Origin of the sequence: Herbaspirillum frisingense (genome assembly GCF_047325095.1) — a bacterium.
Classification (GTDB): domain Bacteria; phylum Pseudomonadota; class Gammaproteobacteria; order Burkholderiales; family Burkholderiaceae_D; genus Herbaspirillum; species Herbaspirillum frisingense.
Genome location: NZ_CP168558.1, coordinates 4939967 through 4959901 on the forward strand (window position 1 = coordinate 4939967; position 19935 = coordinate 4959901).

General features: G+C 63.8%; 19 protein-coding genes. 9 read left to right on the forward strand and 10 right to left on the reverse strand.

The features are described 5' to 3' along the window. Positions 1-6: 6 nt before the first annotated feature. On the reverse strand, positions 7-1284 hold the full coding sequence (locus ACEOAC_RS22490; protein WP_234295410.1) for an aromatic ring-hydroxylating oxygenase subunit alpha: 1278 nt from the start codon (positions 1282-1284) through the stop codon (positions 7-9). A gap of 392 nt (positions 1285-1676) precedes the next feature. Here ACEOAC_RS22490 and ACEOAC_RS22495 point away from each other — a divergent pair, with 392 nt between their 5' ends. Beyond that, positions 1677-2321, forward strand: a complete 645-nt coding sequence (locus ACEOAC_RS22495; RefSeq protein ID WP_039874213.1) for a TetR/AcrR family transcriptional regulator — start codon at positions 1677-1679, stop codon at positions 2319-2321. Between the two features lie 46 nt (positions 2322-2367). Here ACEOAC_RS22495 and ACEOAC_RS22500 read toward each other — a convergent pair whose 3' ends face one another. After that, entirely contained in the window at positions 2368-3528 is a 1161-nt protein-coding gene (locus ACEOAC_RS22500) for a zinc-dependent alcohol dehydrogenase (protein ID WP_413444281.1), read from the reverse strand. 38 nt (positions 3529-3566) lie between these two features. Then, positions 3567-3755 (reverse strand): hypothetical protein, encoded by a 189-nt coding sequence (locus ACEOAC_RS22505; protein WP_413444280.1) that lies wholly within the window; start codon positions 3753-3755, stop codon positions 3567-3569. Positions 3756-4107: 352 nt separating this feature from the next. Here ACEOAC_RS22505 and ACEOAC_RS22510 point away from each other — a divergent pair, with 352 nt between their 5' ends. Beyond that, positions 4108-4329, forward strand: a complete 222-nt coding sequence (locus tag ACEOAC_RS22510; protein WP_006461878.1) for a hypothetical protein — start codon at positions 4108-4110, stop codon at positions 4327-4329. A gap of 115 nt (positions 4330-4444) precedes the next feature. Here the strand turns inward: ACEOAC_RS22510 and ACEOAC_RS22515 are convergent, their stop codons facing one another. Then, the gene (locus tag ACEOAC_RS22515; RefSeq protein WP_241813026.1) at positions 4445-4675 is read right to left on the reverse strand and encodes a hypothetical protein; all 231 of its coding nucleotides are present in this window, start codon (positions 4673-4675) and stop codon (positions 4445-4447) included. 354 nt (positions 4676-5029) lie between these two features. On the opposite strand from ACEOAC_RS22515, the gene ACEOAC_RS22520 reads away from it, so the two are divergent. Then, positions 5030-5236, forward strand: coding sequence for a KGG domain-containing protein (locus ACEOAC_RS22520; protein WP_006461880.1), 207 nt, complete (start codon positions 5030-5032; stop codon positions 5234-5236). Between the two features lie 190 nt (positions 5237-5426). Further along, a complete protein-coding gene (locus tag ACEOAC_RS22525) occupies positions 5427-5918 on the forward strand; it encodes a ferritin-like domain-containing protein (RefSeq protein WP_413444279.1) in 492 nt (163 codons plus the stop codon). A 116-nt stretch (positions 5919-6034) separates the two neighbouring features. Here the strand turns inward: ACEOAC_RS22525 and ACEOAC_RS22530 are convergent, their stop codons facing one another. The 3 genes from ACEOAC_RS22530 to ACEOAC_RS22540 form a co-directional block, all read right to left on the reverse strand. Next, on the reverse strand, positions 6035-6481 hold the full coding sequence (locus tag ACEOAC_RS22530) for a DUF4399 domain-containing protein (RefSeq protein ID WP_241813022.1): 447 nt from the start codon (positions 6479-6481) through the stop codon (positions 6035-6037). 73 nt (positions 6482-6554) lie between these two features. Then, complete coding sequence (locus ACEOAC_RS22535) at positions 6555-7109, reverse strand: hypothetical protein (RefSeq protein WP_413444277.1); 555 nt, start codon at positions 7107-7109, stop codon at positions 6555-6557. 11 nt (positions 7110-7120) lie between these two features. After that, entirely contained in the window at positions 7121-7930 is an 810-nt protein-coding gene (locus ACEOAC_RS22540; RefSeq protein WP_413444286.1) for a ZIP family metal transporter, read from the reverse strand. A 569-nt stretch (positions 7931-8499) separates the two neighbouring features. Between ACEOAC_RS22540 and ACEOAC_RS22545 the strand changes: the two genes are divergently transcribed. After that, a complete protein-coding gene (locus tag ACEOAC_RS22545) occupies positions 8500-9396 on the forward strand; it encodes a manganese catalase family protein (protein ID WP_077236921.1) in 897 nt (298 codons plus the stop codon). Positions 9397-9482: 86 nt separating this feature from the next. Next, the gene (locus ACEOAC_RS22550) at positions 9483-9851 is read left to right on the forward strand and encodes a hypothetical protein (RefSeq protein WP_077236920.1); all 369 of its coding nucleotides are present in this window, start codon (positions 9483-9485) and stop codon (positions 9849-9851) included. A gap of 27 nt (positions 9852-9878) precedes the next feature. Here the strand turns inward: ACEOAC_RS22550 and ACEOAC_RS22555 are convergent, their stop codons facing one another. Further along, complete coding sequence (locus ACEOAC_RS22555; RefSeq protein WP_413444276.1) at positions 9879-11816, reverse strand: putative bifunctional diguanylate cyclase/phosphodiesterase; 1938 nt, start codon at positions 11814-11816, stop codon at positions 9879-9881. Between the two features lie 330 nt (positions 11817-12146). Between ACEOAC_RS22555 and ACEOAC_RS22560 the strand changes: the two genes are divergently transcribed. After that, entirely contained in the window at positions 12147-15074 is a 2928-nt protein-coding gene (locus ACEOAC_RS22560) for a PAS domain-containing protein (protein ID WP_413628588.1), read from the forward strand. A 12-nt stretch (positions 15075-15086) separates the two neighbouring features. Here ACEOAC_RS22560 and ACEOAC_RS22565 read toward each other — a convergent pair whose 3' ends face one another. Together ACEOAC_RS22565 and ACEOAC_RS22570 are read right to left on the reverse strand one after the other, a co-directional pair. Next, a complete protein-coding gene (locus ACEOAC_RS22565) occupies positions 15087-15956 on the reverse strand; it encodes an IclR family transcriptional regulator (RefSeq protein WP_413628589.1) in 870 nt (289 codons plus the stop codon). Beyond that, on the reverse strand, positions 15953-16738 hold the full coding sequence (locus ACEOAC_RS22570; RefSeq protein WP_413444649.1) for an IclR family transcriptional regulator: 786 nt from the start codon (positions 16736-16738) through the stop codon (positions 15953-15955). Before ACEOAC_RS22570 ends, ACEOAC_RS22565 begins: the two co-directional genes overlap by 4 nt. A 366-nt stretch (positions 16739-17104) precedes the next feature. Here ACEOAC_RS22570 and ACEOAC_RS22575 point away from each other — a divergent pair, with 366 nt between their 5' ends. Together ACEOAC_RS22575 and ACEOAC_RS22580 are read left to right on the forward strand one after the other, a co-directional pair. Continuing rightward, entirely contained in the window at positions 17105-18064 is a 960-nt protein-coding gene (locus tag ACEOAC_RS22575) for an MBL fold metallo-hydrolase (RefSeq protein ID WP_182993703.1), read from the forward strand. Positions 18065-18087: 23 nt separating this feature from the next. Beyond that, positions 18088-19896: an FAD-dependent oxidoreductase gene (locus tag ACEOAC_RS22580; RefSeq protein WP_413444650.1), complete on the forward strand. Its 1809-nt coding sequence runs from the start codon at positions 18088-18090 to the stop codon at positions 19894-19896. Positions 19897-19935 lie beyond the last annotated feature (39 nt).

The following is a 19935-nucleotide window of genomic DNA, read 5'->3' on the forward strand; positions in this document are numbered from 1 at the left end:
GACTCCTCAGGCCTTGGTTTCTTCATTGACGATGCGATCGACCACGTGGGCGCCGTGGCGCACCAGCAGCTCGTAGTCCTGCAGGATCATTTCCTTCTTCACGCCGGTCTGCACCGCGCTCTGGGTGCGTTCCAAGGTGCTCAGGTCTTCCAGCAGGACATCGCGCAGGGCGACCTTCATGTATTCGAGATAGAAGCGACCGCCGGCGGTCTTCATTTCCGGGTAGTACACGCGCGCCTCCAGCAGGGTCTTGCCCTGGGAGATCGGCCGGAAGTTGTAGGCCTGAAAGTAGTTCGGACGCAGCGACAGGTAGAAGTCCGGAAACACGACATTGATGTCGAAGAGCCAGTTCTCGTGGCCGGTCCAGTTCATGCCCTTGGGCAGGTCTTCCTTGCGGAAGTGGTAGCTGGCCGCCCCCATGCCGGCGCGCAGTGCAGCGGCAGCAATGGGCTTCTTCACGGCCGAGTCGGCGATGGCCTTGCTGGCCTCCGCGCCACCTGCGGTCACCGCATTGGGATTGCCGTAGACCGACTTGGGATTGCCGGCGATGGACAGGCGTCGATGAAATTGTCCGCACAGTGCATCCAGGGGCGGCATGGCGCCGTCTTCGGCGGTGTCGATGGCATCGGCGATCGAATGGCCGTGCACATAGGCCACGTGGTAGGCCTCCTGGAATGCGTCCAGCGCCAGCTTCCAGTTGCAATTGACCACCGTGGTCCACTGGAAGCCGGTGGTGATCTTGTCGAAGGGATAGCCTTCGATATCACCGAACATGGGTTGCAGGAACTGCGCCAGCGACAGTTCCGGGGTGGGATCGAGGTTGATGAAGATGAAGCCTTGCCAGACTTCGCAGGCCACGCGCGACAGACCGTGGTCGCACTTGTCCAGATCGAAGAAGGAGCCCTCTTCCGGCACGCCGGTCAGGTTGCCCTGCAGATCATAGGCCCAGCCGTGGAACTTGCAGAAGAACTTGCGCGCCTGGCCACGCTTCTCATAGACGATCTGGTTCATGCGGTGCGAGCAGACGTTATGCATGGCATTGATTGCGCCCTGCTTGTCGCGTACCACGATGATGGAAGCTTCGCAGGCTTCCAGGTCCTTGACGAAGTAGTCGCCGGCGGCGGGAATCTCTTCCACGCGCCCCACGTGCAGCCAGGTCTTCTTGAAGATCTTGGCCTGCTCCTTGTCGTAGTAGGCGGTGGAGATGTACGGCTCGACAGGAACAGGCCCCTTGCCCAGTTCCGGATAGCGATCGTGCAGATGCAGCTTGATGACCTTGTTCATGAGCTCCCTCACTCGTGGATGGCAGGCCCGATCAGAGAGGGGCCTGAGAACAGATGCGTCCTAATAACGAATGTCATTCTGTATTCCGCAAAAATGAATGTCAAGCGTTTTTGATCGATTTCAAGGACAGGTGAAAAAGGCCTGGCGACACGTCTCCAGCATGCTGCACCACAACACGACAGCGGGCTGCAGCGACGCACGCCGGGGTAGCGGATTCGCCCTCTTGCCGCACCGGCATCGCACCAATACCGCACCAATATCGCGCTCAAAAGCGAATATTGTTTAAAGGATTCACCGTTGTGGGGAAGAGAGAAGATCCGGGGACAGGGTCAGCAGGAAAGGGCTTGCGTGCTAGAATCCACGCCATTCATTACCAGCACGCAAGAGGAATCGTGGCGCAAATCAAGAAGAGCGGCATGCGCGAGGCCATCCTGGAGTCGGCCTTCGATCTGTTTTCCCGCAAGGGCTATACGCCGACCACCATGGCCGAGATCGCACGGGCGTCGAACATGACCGTGGCCAATCTCTATGTGTACTTCGATTCCAAGCTGGCCATCCTCTATGAGATCTACCAGCCCTGGCTGGAACAGCAGCTGCAGGCACTGGCCGAGTCGGTCCGCAAGTTCCGCACGCCGCGCTCACGCCTGCGCCGGGTCTTCACGGGGATCTGGGGCGACATACCAGCCAGCGATCATTCCTTCGCCAACGCGCTGATCGAAGCCCTGGCCGTGTCGCCCCAGGGCATGACCAAGCCCAATACGCTGCTGATGGATGTGGAAACCTTTCTGACGGCACTGATCAGCGAGTCGCTCCCCCCGGAGCGTGCACACCTGGTGCGCAACGACCTGCTGGCCCATGTCATCTGGATGGCATTCGATGGCTTCACCATCAACCAGCATCTCGGCGACGTGCGCGATGTCAGTGCCATCGCCGACATCATGACCAATCTGCTGCTGGGCGAGACAGAGGCACCGGCAGCGGCCCCGGAAACTCCGGCCGCTCCCAAGCGAACCGCCCGCAAGGCGCGGGCGGAATAACAAAACAAAGCAGAATGCGCGCCCCACGGGCGCGCACACCCGGCGTTCAGGCCACCAGCACCACCTTGCGGCATTCCTCGCGCTTTTCATTGAAGATACGGTAGCCCTCGGCCGCCTGTTCCAGCGGGAGACGATGGGTGATCAGCGCTTCCGGGCGCAGCCAGCCATCCTCGATGCTGTTGAGCAATTCCGGCATGTACTGTTGTACGTGGGTCTGGCCGGTCTTGACGGTGACACCCTTCTCAAAGATGTCGCCGAACAGGAAGCCGTGGATGAACCCGGCGTAGACGCCAGGCACGCTCAGCGTCCCGCCCCGTCGTACCGAAGCGATGCACTGCCGCAGGGCCTGGCCGCTGCTACCTTCCAGCTTAAGGGTGGTCAACGCCGTCTCCAGCACACTGCCCTTGGCCTCGAAACCGACCGCGTCGATCACCCCGTCGACCCCACGCCCGGCGGTATTGGCGATGATGTATTCGCCAGGATCGACATGATCGAAGTTCACCGGAATGACGTCGTACTGCTCCACCGCGAAGCGCAGACGATAGTCATGATGGTCCACCATGAAAATCTTTTCCGCCCCCAGCATGCGCGCACACGCGGCGGCCATCTGGCCGACCGGGCCGGCGCCGTAGATGGCCACGCTGCTGCCCTCGCGCACGCCGGCATTCTTCACCGCCTGATAACCGGTAGGCAGGATATCGCTCAGGAAGAGCACCTGTTCATCGGCCAGGGCGGAGTCGATGCGGATCGGGCCGACATCGGCCTTCGGTACCCGCACGTATTCCGCCTGTCCGCCCGGCATGCCGCCATACAGATGGCTGTAGCCGAACAGGGCGGCTCCCGGGCGTATGCCCTTGGCATTCATGATGGCGCCACGGTCGGGGTTGGTGGTCTCGCAGGCGGCGTAGAGATGCTGGTCGCAAAAAAAACATTGTCCGCAGGCGATCACAAAGGGCACCACCACGCGGTCGCCCTTCTTGAGTCGCTGCACGGCCGGCCCCACTTCCACCACCACGCCCATGAATTCATGGCCGAGGATGTCGCCGGACTTCATGGCCGGTATCTTGCCGCGATAGAGGTGCAGGTCGGAGCCGCAGATGGCGGTGGCAGTGACCTTGAGGATGATGTCATCAGCTTCCTGGATGATGGGGTCGGCGACCGTCTCCACTCGTACGTCGTGGGCCGCGTGATATAGCAATGCGCGCATGGAATCTCCTTGTTCTGGCGGGCTGGTCTGGAACGGGCTCAGCGCGGTGCGCGGGCGTCGTCCTGCACGATGTCGAACTCGGGCTTGGCGATTTCCTTGTTGGCGCTGTCGGTGCTGGTCTCGCGGTTTTCGATGTGATCGCCACGCGCCGGCTGCGCAGTAGCCTGGTCACTGGATTGGGCGGGGCTGGGGTTGGCGCGGGTGGGCAATTTCGATTCGATGGACATGGCGTTCTCCTCAAAAGTGATGGGGGGATGGTCCCTGATATCTCGACGAATGGTCTGCCGGACTGAAACCCAGACTAGGCCAAGCCACTCGAACCGGGCCATCAGCGCGACCCGCCAAGGCTTGTGGGCGGCTGCTGTCGGACATGTCGGTCGGGCTTGATGAGTCGGCTTGGGGGGGAGCCGCACCCTCGCTGATTCTGTCGCGCCTGTCGGCGCGAGGGTGCGCATAATCGCGGCGTGCGCCGACATACGCCGCGGCGTGGCTCGGCTAGGGTCAATATTTCTCAAAGCAGCTAAAGCAGGCAGCGCAGCCCGCCTGCACCGACATCCGCAAAGGAAAAGGAGACGCATCATGACCGACGCCCTGAACAAGCACCACCATCCGGCCGACACCTCTGGCCCCAAGGATCTGGAGCAGAAAGGCAATCCCCCTACCGGGACCAACGAGCGCGACATGCTCGACGGTGGCGAGCGCCACGTGCCGGGGGACAGCGACAAATACGGCTCCAAAAATAAACCGGAGGGCGGCAATTATTCCGACCAGGACATGCGGGAAAACAGCCCGCAACTGTAATCTGGCAAGTCAGCCGATGAGTCGAGGCCACCGTGGCGTTGCGCTGTGAGCGGCGGAGCCCACATTACAGGCATTACAGGCATTACAGCGCGGACAGGTCGGGACGGGACGGTGCTCAGTCGTCCCGATCAAATTCCGCCAGCACCATTTCCACCTGCAGGCACTGCAGCTTGAGATCCTTGATCGCCCGCCGGTAACGGCGAAAATCCTTCCGGTCGGGGAGCTCATCCCCGCCTTTGCTCATCCTTACCGCATCATGCACGATGCCCTGGAGGATACCCGCCGCCTGCTCGTGCGAGGCCTTGAGCCGATTCACGCTTTCGATCAGTGCCTGTCTTTTCTTCATTTCGTGTTCCCGTTACTTGCTTGTACTTGCTAGCGCTTGCTCGTCGTCCGTGCAGGTTTCCCCTGACTGGACAGGCAATGGAGTTTGCCGTCCGTCAGTTTGTTCCACGAAGGTCCAAGCCAATGCCCATCCATAGTGGATCGCGCCGCCTTGGCGGCCTGCTACTACGGCCCATTGGCGCTACGGCCGGGCATCTGCTCTTCTTCAATTCCGCTGGCATTACTGACAGTCCATACCGACCTCTCATCGTCCGGTACGCCGATATCACCGATAAAGCCCTCGACCTAAGATGAGGACTCGTAGGGAAGCAAAGCCCTGCGATTCATCCCCCTCATCATCATAAGGAGATACATCATGGCAAATCAGAACCAAGGATCGACCAGCAACCGTGGCTTCGCTTCGATGGATGAAAGCAAGCAGCGCGAGATCGCCAGCCAGGGCGGCAAGGCTGCCCATGAAAAGGGAACCGCGCACGAATTCAGTTCCGATGAAGCACGCGAAGCGGGCCGCAAGGGTGGTCAGAACAGCCACAGCGGCGGTAACCAGAGCAACAACCGTTAGTCGTAGCGACTCCCGGGAGTCATACGACTGCGGCTGTGCTCGCTAGTACCGCCAGGGCAGTACCAGCAGCATAGGCAGCGGGCCTTCCTCGGGCCCGCTCTCCTGCCTTGCTGCCTTGCTGTCTTGCCTTGCCTTCCCGCCCGGGTCACACAATGCTCGCTTTCACCCTACCTTCAACCAGGAGACCAGTATGACCGTCAAGACCTTGAAAGACCTGTTCATCCACAGCCTCTCCGACGTCTATAGCGCGGAAAAGCAACTGACCCGCGCGCTCCCCCGGCTGGCCCGGGCAGCTACTACGCCCGCGCTGCGCCAGGCCTTCGAACAACATCTGGAAGAGACTCAGGGACAGATCGAACGTATCGACAGGCTGGTGGAAAACAGCGAATTGCGGCTCAAGCGCGTGAAGTGCGTGGCCATGGAAGGGCTGGTGGAAGAAGGTCGCGAGCAGATCGATGAAATCGAAAAAGGAGCAGTGCTCGACGCCGCTCTGATCGGCGCTGCGCAAAAAGTGGAGCATTACGAGATTGCCACCTATGGGACCTTGTGCGCCCTGGCCAAGCAACTCGGGCTGGACGAGGCCGCCAGGCTGCTCGACGAAACCCTGCAGGAAGAAAAGGCCACCGACCAGAAACTCAGCGAGCTCGCGCGGCAGCAGGTCAACGAGAAGCTGGCCGCATGATCACCCCATAAGGCGTCCTCCGGGGCCGCCTCATCTGGCCCGGGGCCCAGACACACTTCTGACCCGATTCAACAGGTCGCTTCCGACAAGGAGCGACCTGTTTTGTTGCGCCCGGATCAGGGTGCCTTGACGGTGATGTTGATTCCATGGGCCATCATGTGACCGTAGGAATGGTCTTCTCCATCGGCGAACTGAGCGGTGAGCTTGTATTTGCCCGGCGGGAGGGTGAGCATGGTTTCGGTCTGCCCCTGGTCCAGATGCAGATGGGTGTCGTCATGCGGGATGGTCTCGCCCTTGCCGATGGGCGAATGGTTGATCAGGATGTGGTGATGACCGGTACCCTCGACCAGCTTGCCGGCCGGACGGGTGGTCATCGAGTGGGCTGCCAGGCGGACGCGGAAAGGACTGGTCACCGTCTGACCGCTCTTGGGTTCGAGAATGCTGAGGGTAGGTTCATCGGCGCGGGCCATCTGGCCCCCGAGCGAAAACAGGAGAAGGGCCAGGCAGGGTGCAGCGAAGAACCGACCATTGTGGTGCGGGGATTTGCGTGACGATGGGAACATAGCGGGCTCCTTGATGAGTTGAAATTGTCGAGTTCGGGACGAGCCGTTGCTCACCATAGCCGTACTGCACAGCTCACAGCGAGAGCGGCCCGCGCTCGGCCGCCGGCAGACCGGCGTGCAGCTTGCCGAGCAGGATGCGCAGCTGCGCACGATAGTCGAGCACCACATTGCGACGGCAATACGGCGCCCATGCCGGGTCGGGCGGCGCCTCCCTTCTGGCCGGCTGCGATTGCGGCAGGCGCATCTGGGTGGCCTGTGTCAGGCTGGCGCGCAGTTCCAGCAAGGTCATCGCCACCGTGCGATAGGTATGGCGGGCTTCTAGCTGAACGCCACAGGCCGCGCAGACCAATGCCAGCCTGCGCTGGACGTCCTGCCCTGCATGCGGCGCGTCCCCCTCGCGCCAGGCTGCCCCGAAGAGCAGCGAACCGGCGTAATCGAGATAGGCCTCCAGGCAGAAGGACAACATCACCAGCGCCGAGAGAAACACCCAGCGCGAGCCGGCGACCTCTTCACCGGCTTTCCGGATCAGGAGGTCGGCGCCGTTCCAGAGTTCGACGTAGGTCAAGGTCTGCGCATCCTGCGGCAGCGGGGGCAGTCTGGCATCGGCAGGATCCCGGGAAGCGTTCATGGCTGGCCTGTTCAAGAAAGCGCGGTGTCCATCACCATCATCAGCACGAAACCGACGAGCAGGCAGCAGGTCGCCGGCAAGGCGTCATGACGTCGATGCGGATCGGGAATCACCTCGTGCGCCAGTACGAACAGCATGGCCCCTGCCGCGCCGCCCAACGCCCAGGGCAGCATTACCGAAGACCAGGCCACCACCGCCGCGCCGGCGACCGCCGCGAGCGGTTCCACCAGCCCCGAGAGGATGCCGCAACCGATAGCGTCGGCGCGGGAATAACCAATGCCGCGCAGGGCGGTCGCAACGATCATGCCCTCCGGAATATCCTGTAGTGCAATGCCGAAGGTCAGCACTGACGCCTGCTCCGGCGCGACACCACCGTAAGCCACGCCGACCGCCAGGCCTTCCGGCAGGTTGTGCAGCCCGACGGTGAGCACGAACAGCCACACCCGGCGCAGCGCCGCCTGCCGTGCCAACTCGTCATGTCCCTGCCCGGCTCGTTGCAGTGCCAGCACCAGCACGGCACCGGCCAGCACGCTGGCACCGATCACCAGGCTGCCAGTGGACTTGCCCACCCCGCCCTGCTCCAGCGCCTGCATGGCCGGCAGGATCAGGGAAAACACCGACGCCGCCAGCATGACACCGGCACCGAATCCCGTGCAGCAGTCCGCCACACGGGCAGAAAAGCGGCGCGAGAAAAACAGCGGCAGTGTGCCGGCGGCGGTGGCAGCAGCTGCGGCCATGCCACCGCAATAGGCGCGCCAGACGCGCTCATCCTGTGCGCTCCACCAGCCCAGGGCGACGGCCACCATGATGACGCCCACCATCACCAGCGGCCAGCTCAGGCGCATGGGTTGTGGCTGCGCGGGCAGCTCGCATGACGCAGGCGACGCTGACTGCAGCGCTGCCTGACGATCAGGCGCGGGGGTCAGGGAATACTCCACTTTCTTGAGCATGCATGTCCTTCTGTTTCCGTAATGCGAGGATGCCGGTCCTGCGGCGGGATGAGCTGACTGCCTGAGGTCATGGTGATCAGCGTGATCACGGTGATCAGGAGGTGACGCGACATCGGCAGTGCGTCACGATCAGGGAAGTCTATCGGGTGCGCACGATCCTCCCCATCGGACGAACACTGAATCGGGGCGCTGTGCTCGTCCGACGCCCGCCTGAAAATTCCGGCTGATCAGCCTGGGGGCTGCTGTTGCGCTAAGGATGTCCGACACCGGTCGGCGTGACCGATCACCGCATGTTTTCCGCTATCGCCGATGGTATGGCTGAGCACCCGCAACTTAGGATCAAGGCTCTGTCTATCGCTAAATGCGATTGACCGATCAAGTCCATGTGCTTTGTTTTCAACCCTCGCTTCGACCCTGAAACCGCCAAGGAGACCATCACCATGTTTGCCCACAACAAGCGACTGCAATACACCGTACGCGTTGCCGGCCCCAATCCCGGGCTGGCCAACCTGATGCTGGAACAGTTCGGCGGCCCGCAAGGCGAACTCGCCGCTGCCTGCCGTTACTTCACCCAGGCCATCGCCGAGGATGATCCCGGCCGCAAGGACATGCTCTTCGACATCGCCACCGAAGAACTGAGCCACCTCGAAGTGATCGGCAATATCGTGGTGATGCTCAACAAGGGCGCCAAGGGCAAGCTGGCCGAAGGCGTGGAAGAAGAAGGGACGCTCTACAAGGAGATCACCGGCGCCGGTAACGACAGCCACATCACCCAGGTGTTGTATGGCGCCGGCGCGCCACTGGTCAATTCGGCCGGGGTACCGTGGACGTCCGCGTATGTGGATACCATCGGCGAACCCACTGCCGATCTGCGCTCCAACATCGCGGCCGAAGCACGGGCCAAGATCGTGTATGAACGGCTCATCAATCTGACCGACGATCCGGGCGTGAAGGAAGCGCTGGGCTTCCTGATGACGCGTGAAATCGCGCACCAGAAATCCTTTGAAAAGGCGCTCTATTCCATTCGCCCAAACTTCCCGCCCGGAAAGCTGCCTGGCGATCCGCGCTTCTCCAAGGTCTACGTCAATCTTTCGCAGGGCTTGGGTGAGCAGACCGGACCGTGGAACGATGGCGAGCAGTGGGAGCGACTCGATGGCGCCGACGCCCTCACCCCGGTCGACGGTGGCGACGGACAGGCGAGCGTGGAACTGAGCGACGACGACCAGGCCGTGCTGGATCAACTGGCGGCGCGTACCGCATCCGCGCAGGATGGCGAGCCGCTGACCGGGGCTGAAATCGGTTCTGCCGATGCTGACCTGAAGGCCAAGCGTCCCTGAGGACTGACTTTCTACTTCAAGATGATCTGCCTCGCACCGGCCGGCTGCCGGCTGCGAGGCAGTTTCGTCTGCAAAGAGGATATTCCATGACTAGCGTACAGCCGACCGTGGCAGTCTTTCCCTTCCCCAGCCTGACGATGGCGCAGCGCGCCTATGATGCCCTGCGCGATCGGGGCGTGACGCCGCAACAGATGGAGCTACGGGTGATGGATGATGAGGCGGGGCCCTCCAGCGGCAACTTCATCCTTGAGTACAAGGAGACTGATGTCCACTTCGATAGCAGCTGGATGGACATGCTCAGCAACCGGGATGATCCCAATGTGGGTGCCGGCCGGCAGGAAGTGTTCTGGTCCTGCGAAGCGCTGCTGCTGGTAACCACCGAGGACCCGCATCTGCTCAATGCCTTGCGTGAAGTCTATCGCGCCAGCGGCATGGACTTCGATGCCCTGCACTGATTGCAGTGAGCTTGCCCAGGCAGGCGGCTAGGTCGCCTGCGACTGCAGCCAGGCCTGGACCTGATCGCTGGCCAGCGGCATGGCGAACAGGTAGCCCTGGCCGTGCGTGGCACCCAGTTCGCGCAGGCGTTGCAGATGCTGCGGGGTTTCCACCCCCTCCACCACGCAGGCCAGCTCCATGTCGTGGGTCAGCGCCAGCAAGGACTTGACGATCTTGTAGCTGACTTCGTTGTGTTCGATATCGGCCACGAAGCTCTTGTCGATCTTGATGCGGGTCAGCGGCAGGGCATGCAGGTGACTGAGGCTGGCATAGCCGGTACCGAAATCATCCAGGGTGATGCCACAGCCGAGCTCGCGCAGGGCTGAGACCAGCTGGCGCGATTTCTCCAGGTCCTGCAGCACGGCGGTCTCGGTGATTTCCAGGTCCAGGCGCGAGGGGCTGAAGCCTGAACTGGTGATGACCTTGACGACCTCGGCCATCCCCTCGCTGGTGTTGATGTCGTTGGCCGAGAGGTTGAACGACAGGCGCAGCGACGGCGGCCACGATGCAGCCGCCTGCAATGCCTTCTTCAGCAGAATCACGCTCAGCTGGTTGATGATGCCCATGCGCTCGGCAGCGGGAATGAATTCGATCGGCGCAACGGCGCCCTTGGTGGCGCTGTGCCAGCGTGCAAGGGCTTCGAAGCCGATGGGCTGGCAATCATCCAGGCGTACGATGGGTTGGAAGAACACCGACAGCTCGCGCTCGAAATCAGCCAGCCGCAAGGCCTGTTCGATATTGGCGTTGCGCTGGATCTGTGCCTTGTCGCGCTCGGAGAACAGCGTGATGGTGCCGCGTCGCTCGCGCTTGCCCTGGTAGAGCGCATAGTCCGCATGCTCGTAGAGGGAGGTGGCATCGACCGCCATGTCCGGAAAGGTGGCCACGCCTACCGAGGCTGCAATCTGCACGGTGGCCTTGTAGAGCATGAAAGGCCGGCGCAAGGCGGCGCAGATGCGCGTGCCGAAGGCCTGCAGGGCGGCGTCGCCGAGGTCGTCATCGATGATGACGGCGAATTCGTCGCCGCCCAGGCGCGCCAGGTGGAAACGCTCGTCCTGGCACAGCGCCCAGAGGCGTTGCCCCACCTCCCTCAACAACTGGTCACCATGGGTATGGCCGTACAGATCGTTGACCGCCTTGAAGCCGTCGAGGTCCAGGATGACCACCGCGAAACGCTGGCCGGAGGCGGTGGCGCGGCTACAGATGTGGTCCAGCTGGGAGAAGAACTTGCGGCGGTTGGGGATGTCGGTGAGTGAATCCAGATTGGCCAGGCGCAGGTTTTCGTCGCTCAGCAATGCGGTCTTGACCTGGGCATCGATGAGGCGGGTGAAGTCGCTGTAGTGGCTGTTGACGATGGCCAGCATGCCTATGGTCACCAGCACCACGTTGAGGGCCGCCGCCACGAACACGGGCACATGGGTGGAGATGAAAAAGACGGTGAAGATGCCGTTGACGATCAGGGCCACCGACAGCGCCGCCGAACGCAGATACATCAGGCAGAAGATGCAGCAGATGACAGTGATGCCCATGTAGAACGCCACATGCGCCTGGGCATAGCTGTCGCCGTAGGGGAACAGCATCACCGACCACAAGGAAAAGCCCAGGGCGATGGGGGCCGCCAGGAAATTGGTACGTTTGAGCGCCCGGGCGGCCATGCCCGGTGTCGGGTCGACGTGGCGGCCACGCCACCAGAAGCTCAGCCGGGTGGCGCACAGCACCGTCAGCAGGGCCGGGAAATAAAGCCCCAGCCAGTGCGGTGCCAGATCCAGATAGGTATAGGCCAGCGCCCAGCTGTTGATCAGCAGGATCAGGTACATCATGGGCATCTTCCCGGAGAAGGCCCGGTACTGCGCGATCAGCAGTTCCGGCTGATCGTAGTTCACGCGCCAATAGCGGCGCACCATGCTCATCAATGCGGAGGGAGCCATCCTGTACCCCGTGCCGTGTCATCGTGCGCATCAGCCCGCACAGCGGGCGGGATGGGTAGCGAGATGGCGGCCATCGTTATGTTGTCATTCGGTCAGCTATTATAGCCGCGACCGGTCACCGCCAAGATCAGGAAATGCCTGATACCGTGCGGCTTTCCGGCTTACAACAATACCCGCAGGAAAGCCTGTTGCCGCGTCCTGGTGCCGTCATCCATGCAGCAGCGCAAGTTATCCCGGCACCAGCGTCGAGCTGCAAGTTGCGGGGTTGTCCTACATCGTTCGGCCAAAGGCTCATCTACAATCTGGCGTAACCAGAAATCAAGGTGTGCCATGTCCATGCTCCCCTCCCATGCCGCTCCACAGCCTCCCATCGCCCGATCGCCGGTACCGTCGGTCGCCGTGCCGGCGGCGTTTCTGGCGGTCGACGCGCAATGGCGGGTGGTTTTCATCGACGAAGCCGCCATGACATTGCTGGCGGCGCCGGCGGGGACGGTGACGGGGGAGTTGATCTGGCAGGTCTGCCCGGCGCTGGTGGGCAGCGCACTGGAAGCGCCATTGCGCGCCAGCCTGGCCGATGGCCAGAGCCGGCAATTCCTGTTCACCCCACCGGGCCAGGCGCAATCCTACGAAGTGATCTGCAGTGCCGGCACGCAGGGCCTGTCGGTGAGCCTGCGCGCCGGTGCCCGCCAGCAACAGCAGCAACAGCAGCAACAATCCGAGCGCCGCCTGCATGAGAGCGAGACCCGCTTCCAGCTGATGACCAGCGCCATCCCGCAGATCGTGTGGATCACCAATGCCCTGGGCGATCTGGAATTCGTCAATGACCAGTGGCACGCCCATGTCGGCAACACGGCGGCCGAGGACAGCCTGGGCAGCTTCGATGCGCTGGTGGCACGCCACGTCCATCCCGATGATCGCGTACTGACCGCGCAGGCCTGGCAGCACGCCCGTCATACCTGCTGCGAACTGTCGGTGGAACACCGCATCGGCAATGCGCAGGGCCAGTATCGCTGGTTCCTCACACGCGGCAAGCCGCAGCTGGCCGCTGATGGCACGACCATCCTGCACTGGTATGGCACCTCCACCGATATCCACGCGCAGAAGGAAGCGGTGGCCGAACTGGCGCGCCTGACCGATGATTCCGAACGACGTCGGCGCTTCTACGAAAGCTTCCTGTCCACCACGCCCGACCTGGCCTATGCCTGGGACCTGAATCACCGCTTCACCTACGCCAACCGGGTGCTGTTGCAGATGTGGGGCAAGAGCTGGGACGAGGCCATCGGCAAGACCTGCCTGGAGCTGGGCTACGAGCCCTGGCATGCCGAGATGCACAGCCGCGAGATCGAGCAGGTGCGCGCCACCAAGCGCCCGGTGCGCGGCGATGTGCCCTTCAACGGCACCTTCGGACGCCGCATCTACGACTACATCATCTTCCCCGTGCTGGGTCCGGATGGCGAAGTCGAGGCCGTGGCCGGCACCACCCGCGACGTCACCGACCGCAAGAACAGCGAAGCCCGCCAGCATGCGCTGTTCCGCCTGGCCGAAGCGATCCGCGCTGCCGAATCACCGTCGGCCATCGCTACGGCTGCCGCCCACATCATCGGAGAGACGCTCAGCGCCCGCTGGGTCAGCTACCGTTCGTTGGGGCCGCAACAGCAAGCCCAGGTCGAAGGCGACTGGTGCTTCCAGGGAAGTGCCGACAATTGCGAGGCACTGGCCCTGCATGACCAGCAGCGCATCAGTCGCGCCCTGCGTAGCGGCAGCGTGGTGCTGGTGGGCGACGTCGCCCGCGACGCGCGCACCGCCGCCATCGCGCAGCAGCACCTGGCGCTGGGGGTGGCGGCCTTCATGGATGTTCCCATCATCGAACAGGGCGAGCTGGTGGGCATCGTCTACGTCAGCAGTCATGCGCCGCGCACCTGGACCGACAACGAACTGGCCATCGTGCGGGAAGTCAGCCAGCAGACCCGCGCCGCCTTCGAACGCATCCACAACCAGCAGGCCCTGGCGGCCAGCGAGGCACGCCTGCGCGAGATCAATGAATCGCTGGAAGCCCAGGTCAGCGCCCGCACCCAGGAACTGATGGCGACCGAGGAGGCGCTGCGCCACTCGCAGAAGATCGAGGCCATCGGGCAGCTTACTGGCGGCCTGGCCCACGATTTCAACAACCTGCTGGGTGGCATCACCGGCAGCCTGGATCTGATGCGCGTGCGCCTGGTGCAGGGGCGCGGTGATGAATTGTTCCGCTACATCGACCTGGCGGCGCGCAGCGCACAACGCGCCGCTTCGCTGACGCAACGCTTGCTGGCGTTCGCGCGTCGGCAGACGCTGGCGCCACGGCCCACCAACGTCAATACCCTGGTGGCGGGGATGGAAGACCTGATCCGCCGCACCATCGGCCCGGCCATCACGCTGGAAGTGGTCGGCGCAGTCGGCCTGTGGCCGACCTTCGTCGATGGCCCGCAACTGGAAAGCGCGCTACTGAACCTGTGCATCAATGCACGCGACGCCATGCCCGGCGGTGGACGCTTGACCATCGAGACTGCCAACAAGTGGCTGGAGGACAAATGGGCGCAGGAACGTGACCTGCCGCCGGGCCAGTATGTCTGCATCTCGGTGACCGACACCGGAACCGGCATGCCGCCGGATGTGCTGGCGCGGGCTTTCGATCCCTTCTTCACCACCAAACCCATCGGCGAGGGTACCGGCCTGGGGCTGTCGATGGTGTATGGCTTTGCGCGCCAGTCGGGCGGGCAGGTGCGTCTGTACTCGGAAGTGGGCCAGGGCAGCACGGTCTCGCTCTACCTGCCGCGCCATGATCTGGAAGCCGAGGGCGAAGAGCCTGAGACCAGCGAGGCGCACCAGGCCGCAGGCAGTGGCGAGGTGGTGCTGGTGGTGGATGACGAGGCCTCGATCCGCATGCTCACGGCCGAAGTCCTCAATGACGCCGGCTATGCCACGCTGCAGGCCGAGGATGGTCCAGCGGCACTGCGTATCCTGCAGTCATCGGCCCGCATTGACCTGCTGATCACCGACGTCGGCTTGCCGGGCGGTCTCAACGGTCGCCAGGTGGCTGATGCGGCGCGGGCGGCACGCCCTGGCCTGCAGGTGCTGTTCATCACCGGTTATGCGGAAAATGCAGCCTTCGGCAACGGCCATCTGCAGCCGGGCATGCAGTTGCTGACCAAGCCGTTCAAGCTGGAAACGCTGGCACGACGGGTCGAGGCCATCCTGGAAAACCGCAGCACCAGCTCCTGAAAGCTGCCGGCTTCAACGGCCGGGCACCGCCCCTGCTCCGGTGTCGATCGCACCCAGGCGCCACGACACCCGGCGCGCCGAGGCCGCCAGCAGTTGCCCCACTTCGCCTGCAAAGTCCGTATCGTAGCTGCCGCTGCTGCCCATCACCGCCATCACCAGCGCCAGTTGGCCGGCATGGTTGAAGACCGGTGCGGCCAGTGTATTGATGCCCGGCACCGGGCGCCCCAGTGCCTGGTCCATGCCGTCCGCCCGGATCTGGCGCAGGCGCGCTGCGTAGTCATGACGCAGTGCGCCGTCGCCATGGAGGACGGTGTCGGCCTGCACGCCTTCCATGCGGATCGCATCCATCGCCAGCGCGCCGGCCAGCGTGTCGGCTGGCTGATGGGCTGCGCAGACGCGACCGATGGCGGTATGCACCATCGATAGCACGGTACCGATACGCAGGCTGACGTGCTGCGGGCGCGAGGATTCTTCCAGCCGCACCACGGTCGGCCCCAGCGGGCCGAATACCGCCAGCGCCACCGACAGGCCGGTCGCCTCGACCAGCGGCGCCACTTCGGCCTCGGCCTCGCGCAACGGTGAGAGGCGCTGCAGGGCCGCCAGTCCCAGTTCCAGACTCAATGGCCCGGGGAAGAAATTGCCCTGGGCATCACGCGCCAGCAGGCCGATCTTCTGCAGGCTCACCAGATGCGGGAAGGCCTTGGCCGCGGGCATGCCGGCCAGTCGCGCCAGGTCGCCCAGTGGCAGCGGATGGGCCGCTTCCAGCAGGGCTTCCAGCAGGGCGCCGGTGCTGTCCAGCGACTGGATGCCGCGCTGCGCCTGCGCTTTGGCGCCGTCATCGGCTTCATCGGCTTCGTGGGGCATGTCGTGCAGGCGCGTCATGCGGTGCACTCCCCGCCGGCACCGGCCAGCGTGTGACCGATGGCCTCGATGCAGATGCGCAACTGACGCGCCACGGCACCGCGCCAGCCGGCATCGATGACGCCGCTTGTGCCGATCACGGTCACCAGCAGCTGCAATTGGCCGGCCGCATCCAGCAAGGGCATGCACAGGCTGGTCACGCCCGGACTGGGGACATCGACGGCACGTTCCATGCCGCGCTTGCGGATGGCATCCAGCGTTTCAAGGAATTGCTTCAATTGCGACCTGGGCGCGCCGGGATGCTGGGCCTCCCATTGCGCCTGCCATGCGGTCACCGGCTGGAAGGCGCAGCAGGTGCGGCCGGTGGCGGTATCGGCCAGCGCCATCACGGTCCCCACATGCAGGTTCACATGCAGCGGCTTGCCGGCGTGGGCGTAGTGGACGATGGTCGGGCCTTCCGGCGTAGGCAGGGTGAGCGCCACGCTCAGGCCGGTGTCTTCGCTCAGTTGCTGCACCTGCGGCAAGGCCAGCTGGTAGGCCGGCTCCTGCGCCAGGCGCGCCATGCCCAGACGCAGCGCCAGCGGGCCGGCCTCGTAACGACCATCTGCCGGGGTGCGCTTGATCAAGCCGAGCCGCAACAGGCTGACCAGATAGGTGTGGGCTTGTGCCGACGACAGCGCAGCCGCGCTCGCCAGTTCGACCAGCGGCATGGGCTGGCGGGTCTGGGCCAGGGCCTGCAACAGCCGACCGGCCACTTCCACGCTCTGGATGCCGCGCTGGGGCTTGACGGGGCTTGCACTCATCGGGGATTCCGTTGGGTCATGGAGAAAATCGAACACTGAAAATGCACAAGGGCACAGCGGCAGGCAAGCCCAGTTCGGACCGGACATCAGCGCCCACGCCACACTGCGCCAGGTCGGGATTCTAATCCATGTCGCCATGGCAAGAACGCGGGATGTCGGCGAGCAAACAAAACTGGCATTAGTACATAACAAGCAGATTTGACATTGACTAATCATATTCTGCTGACTAAGATGCCATCACCCTGCTCACTCCAGGCAACAACAAGAACGTTTGACCCCCATTGACCCATGACGGCGTGGACGGAGACATCCCCTGATGGCGCAAGCCATGTCCATGTACGTCCCACCTATTTGAACGAGGCAGACATGGCCAAGGCATTTGCATCCCAGGCGGATCTTGACGCCAAGAAAATCACCTTTGAACGCATCTCGGAAAACGCCTACGCGTACACCGCCGAGGGCGATCCCAACTCCGGCGTCATCATTGGCGACGACAGCGTCATGGTCATCGACACCACCGCCACGCCGGCCATGGCGCAGGACCTGATCGCGCGCATCCGCAGCATCACCGACCTGCCCATCAAGTACGTGGTGCTGTCGCACTACCACGCGGTGCGGGTGCTGGGCGCGTCGGCCTATCTGAAGGAAGGTTGCGAGCAGGTCATCGCCAGCCGCGGCACCTTCGAAATGATCTCCGAACGCGGCGAGGCCGACATGAAGTCCGAGATCGAACGCTTCCCGCGCCTGTTCGCCGGGGTGGAGACGGTACCCGGCCTGACCTGGCCGACCATGGTGTTCGAACGCGAGATGACCCTCTTCATGGGCAAGCTGGAAGTGAAGATCGCCCACCTGGGCGCGGGCCATACCAAGGGCGATACGGTGGTCTGGATTCCCGGGCAGAAGGTGTTGTTCTCGGGCGACCTGGTGGAGTACGACGCCGCCTGCTATTGCGGCGACGCCCAGCTGGAACAATGGCCGGCCACCCTCGATGCTCTCTCGGCGCTACAGGCCGAGGCACTGGTGCCGGGACGCGGACCCGCACTGCGCGGGCGTGAACAGGTCGAGCAGGGCATCGCCTATACCCGCGACTTCGTCTCCACCCTGCTACGCGCCGGGCGCGAAGCAGTGGCCGCGAAGATGGGCCTGAAGGAAGCCATGGCCCATGCCCGCACGCTGATGGACCCCAAGTTCGCCCAGGTCTTCATCTACGAGCACTGCCTGCCCTTCGATGTCACGCGGGCCTATGACGAAGCCTCCGGCATCCATCACCCGCGCATCTGGACCGCCGCGCGCGACAAGGAGATGTGGACGGCGCTGCAGGCCTGAGCAAAGGGAGAGAGGAGACCGACATGAACAATATCCCTAGCCTCGACACTGCGGCCATCGACTACCAGCAACAACGCTTCCCCTATCAACCCTGCGCCGAACAGACCCGGCCCGGCCATGCTCCTATCCATCCGGTGGTGGTCGTGGGAGCCGGCCCGGTCGGCCTGGTCACCGCAATCGATCTGGCCCGCCAGGGCATCAAGGTGGTGCTGGTGGACGACGACAATACCCTGTCCACCGGCTCGCGGGCGATCTGCTTCGCCCAGCGTACGCTGGATATCTTCGACCGCCTCGGCTGCGGCCAGCGCATGGTGGACAAGGGCGTAGGCTGGAATCGCGGCAAGGTCTTCCTGCGCGACCAGCCGGTCTATGAGTTCGACCTGCTGCCCGAACGCGGCCACGCCCGCCCGGCCTTCATCAACCTGCAGCAGTATTACGTCGAGGGCTATCTGCTGGAACAGGCGCAAACCCTGCCCGACATCGACATCCGCTGGAGCAGCAAGGTCAGCGCCATCGAACACCATGCCGACCACGAAACGCTGACCGTGGACAGCCCCGAGGGCAGCTACCGCCTCAAGGCGCGCTACGTGGTGGCCGCCGATGGCGCACGCAGCCCATTGCGCAGGATGATGGGCCTGGATAGCGTGGGCCATACCTTCCGCGACCGCTTCCTGATCGCCGACGTCCGGATGGACGCGCCCTTCCCGGCCGAACGCTGGTTTTGGTTCGACCCGCCCTTCCATCCCAACCAGTCGGTATTGCTGCACCGCCAGCCGGATGAGGTCTGGCGAATCGACTTCCAGCTCGGTTGGGATGCCGACCCGGTGCTGGAGAAGACACCGGAAAAGGTGATCCCCCGGGTGCGTGCCCTGCTGGGGCCGGAGGTACAGTTCTCGCTGGAATGGGTGAGCGTCTACACCTTTGCCTGCGTGCGCATGGCGCGCTTTCGCCATGGCCGCGTGATGTTCTTGGGCGACGCCGCGCATTGCGTCTCGCCCTTCGGCGCGCGTGGTGCCAACAGCGGCATCCAGGATGCCGAGAACCTGGCCTGGAAGCTGGCCTGCGTGCTGCAGGGCCAGGCGCCGGAAAGCCTGCTGGACAGCTATGCCGACGAACGTGAATTCGCGGCCGATGAAAACCTGCTCAATTCCACCCGCTCCACCGATTTCATCACGCCCAAGAGCAGTGTGAGCCGGCGCTTCCGAGACGCCGTGCTGGACCTGGCGCGCGAGCACGACTTTGCGCGCAGGCTGGTCAACAGCGGCCGGCTGTCGCTGCCGGCCACGCTGCACGCCTCGCCGCTCAACACCGGTGACCACGCATCCTTCAGCGCCGGCATGCAGCCCGGGGCAGCCTGCTGTGATGCGCCGCTGGGTGGCACCAATGGAACCAATGGAACCAGTGGTACCGACAGCAACGACGGCCGCGACTGGCTGTTGCGGCATCTAGGTGACAGCTTCGTGTTGATGATCTTCGCCCCTGCTGCCAACCTGGCGCCTTCACAGTTGCAGGAACTGGCCGGCATGACGCAGGCCCGACTGCCGCTGCGCTTGTTGTTCATCAGCGCAACACCGGCCACGCCGTCGGATTGCCAGGCCCTCGACAGCATGGGCGCGGTGGCCACCCAGGTCCACGACATCGAAGGTCTGGCCGCCCGGCGCTACGACATGCCCGCGCATGCCAGTGCGCCCGGCTGCTACCTGATCCGCCCCGACCAGCATGTCTGCGCGCGCTGGCGTGACATCGATGTGCTCGCCATCCTGCAGGCCCTGTGGCGGGCGACCGGCCATGCCGGCAGCGGCGATGCCATCGCCGTCAAGGATGCCGCCTGAGAGTCCACAACCCCCGATCCCCCCCGAGACCTTTGATCC

Bases quoted from the DNA above. Each gene is read 5' to 3' on its own strand.
- ACEOAC_RS22490 (WP_234295410.1), bottom strand. From the start codon at position 1,284: ATGAACAAGGTCATCAAGCTGCATCTGCACGATCGCTATCCGGAACTG.
- ACEOAC_RS22500 (WP_413444281.1), bottom strand. From the start codon at position 3,528: ATGCGCGCATTGCTATATCACGCGGCCCACGACGTACGAGTGGAGACG.
- ACEOAC_RS22505 (WP_413444280.1), bottom strand. From the start codon at position 3,755: ATGTCCATCGAATCGAAATTGCCCACCCGCGCCAACCCCAGCCCCGCC.
- ACEOAC_RS22510 (WP_006461878.1), top strand. From the start codon at position 4,108: ATGACCGACGCCCTGAACAAGCACCACCATCCGGCCGACACCTCTGGC.
- ACEOAC_RS22515 (WP_241813026.1), bottom strand. From the start codon at position 4,675: ATGAAGAAAAGACAGGCACTGATCGAAAGCGTGAATCGGCTCAAGGCC.
- ACEOAC_RS22520 (WP_006461880.1), top strand. From the start codon at position 5,030: ATGGCAAATCAGAACCAAGGATCGACCAGCAACCGTGGCTTCGCTTCG.
- ACEOAC_RS22525 (WP_413444279.1), top strand. From the start codon at position 5,427: ATGACCGTCAAGACCTTGAAAGACCTGTTCATCCACAGCCTCTCCGAC.
- ACEOAC_RS22530 (WP_241813022.1), bottom strand. From the start codon at position 6,481: ATGTTCCCATCGTCACGCAAATCCCCGCACCACAATGGTCGGTTCTTC.
- ACEOAC_RS22535 (WP_413444277.1), bottom strand. From the start codon at position 7,109: ATGAACGCTTCCCGGGATCCTGCCGATGCCAGACTGCCCCCGCTGCCG.
- ACEOAC_RS22540 (WP_413444286.1), bottom strand. From the start codon at position 7,930: ATGGTGGGCGTCATCATGGTGGCCGTCGCCCTGGGCTGGTGGAGCGCA.
- ACEOAC_RS22545 (WP_077236921.1), top strand. From the start codon at position 8,500: ATGTTTGCCCACAACAAGCGACTGCAATACACCGTACGCGTTGCCGGC.
- ACEOAC_RS22550 (WP_077236920.1), top strand. From the start codon at position 9,483: ATGACTAGCGTACAGCCGACCGTGGCAGTCTTTCCCTTCCCCAGCCTG.
- ACEOAC_RS22555 (WP_413444276.1), bottom strand. From the start codon at position 11,816: ATGGCTCCCTCCGCATTGATGAGCATGGTGCGCCGCTATTGGCGCGTG.
- ACEOAC_RS22560 (WP_413628588.1), top strand. From the start codon at position 12,147: ATGTCCATGCTCCCCTCCCATGCCGCTCCACAGCCTCCCATCGCCCGA.
- ACEOAC_RS22565 (WP_413628589.1), bottom strand. From the start codon at position 15,956: ATGACGCGCCTGCACGACATGCCCCACGAAGCCGATGAAGCCGATGAC.
- ACEOAC_RS22570 (WP_413444649.1), bottom strand. From the start codon at position 16,738: ATGAGTGCAAGCCCCGTCAAGCCCCAGCGCGGCATCCAGAGCGTGGAA.
- ACEOAC_RS22575 (WP_182993703.1), top strand. From the start codon at position 17,105: ATGGCCAAGGCATTTGCATCCCAGGCGGATCTTGACGCCAAGAAAATC.
- ACEOAC_RS22580 (WP_413444650.1), top strand. From the start codon at position 18,088: ATGAACAATATCCCTAGCCTCGACACTGCGGCCATCGACTACCAGCAA.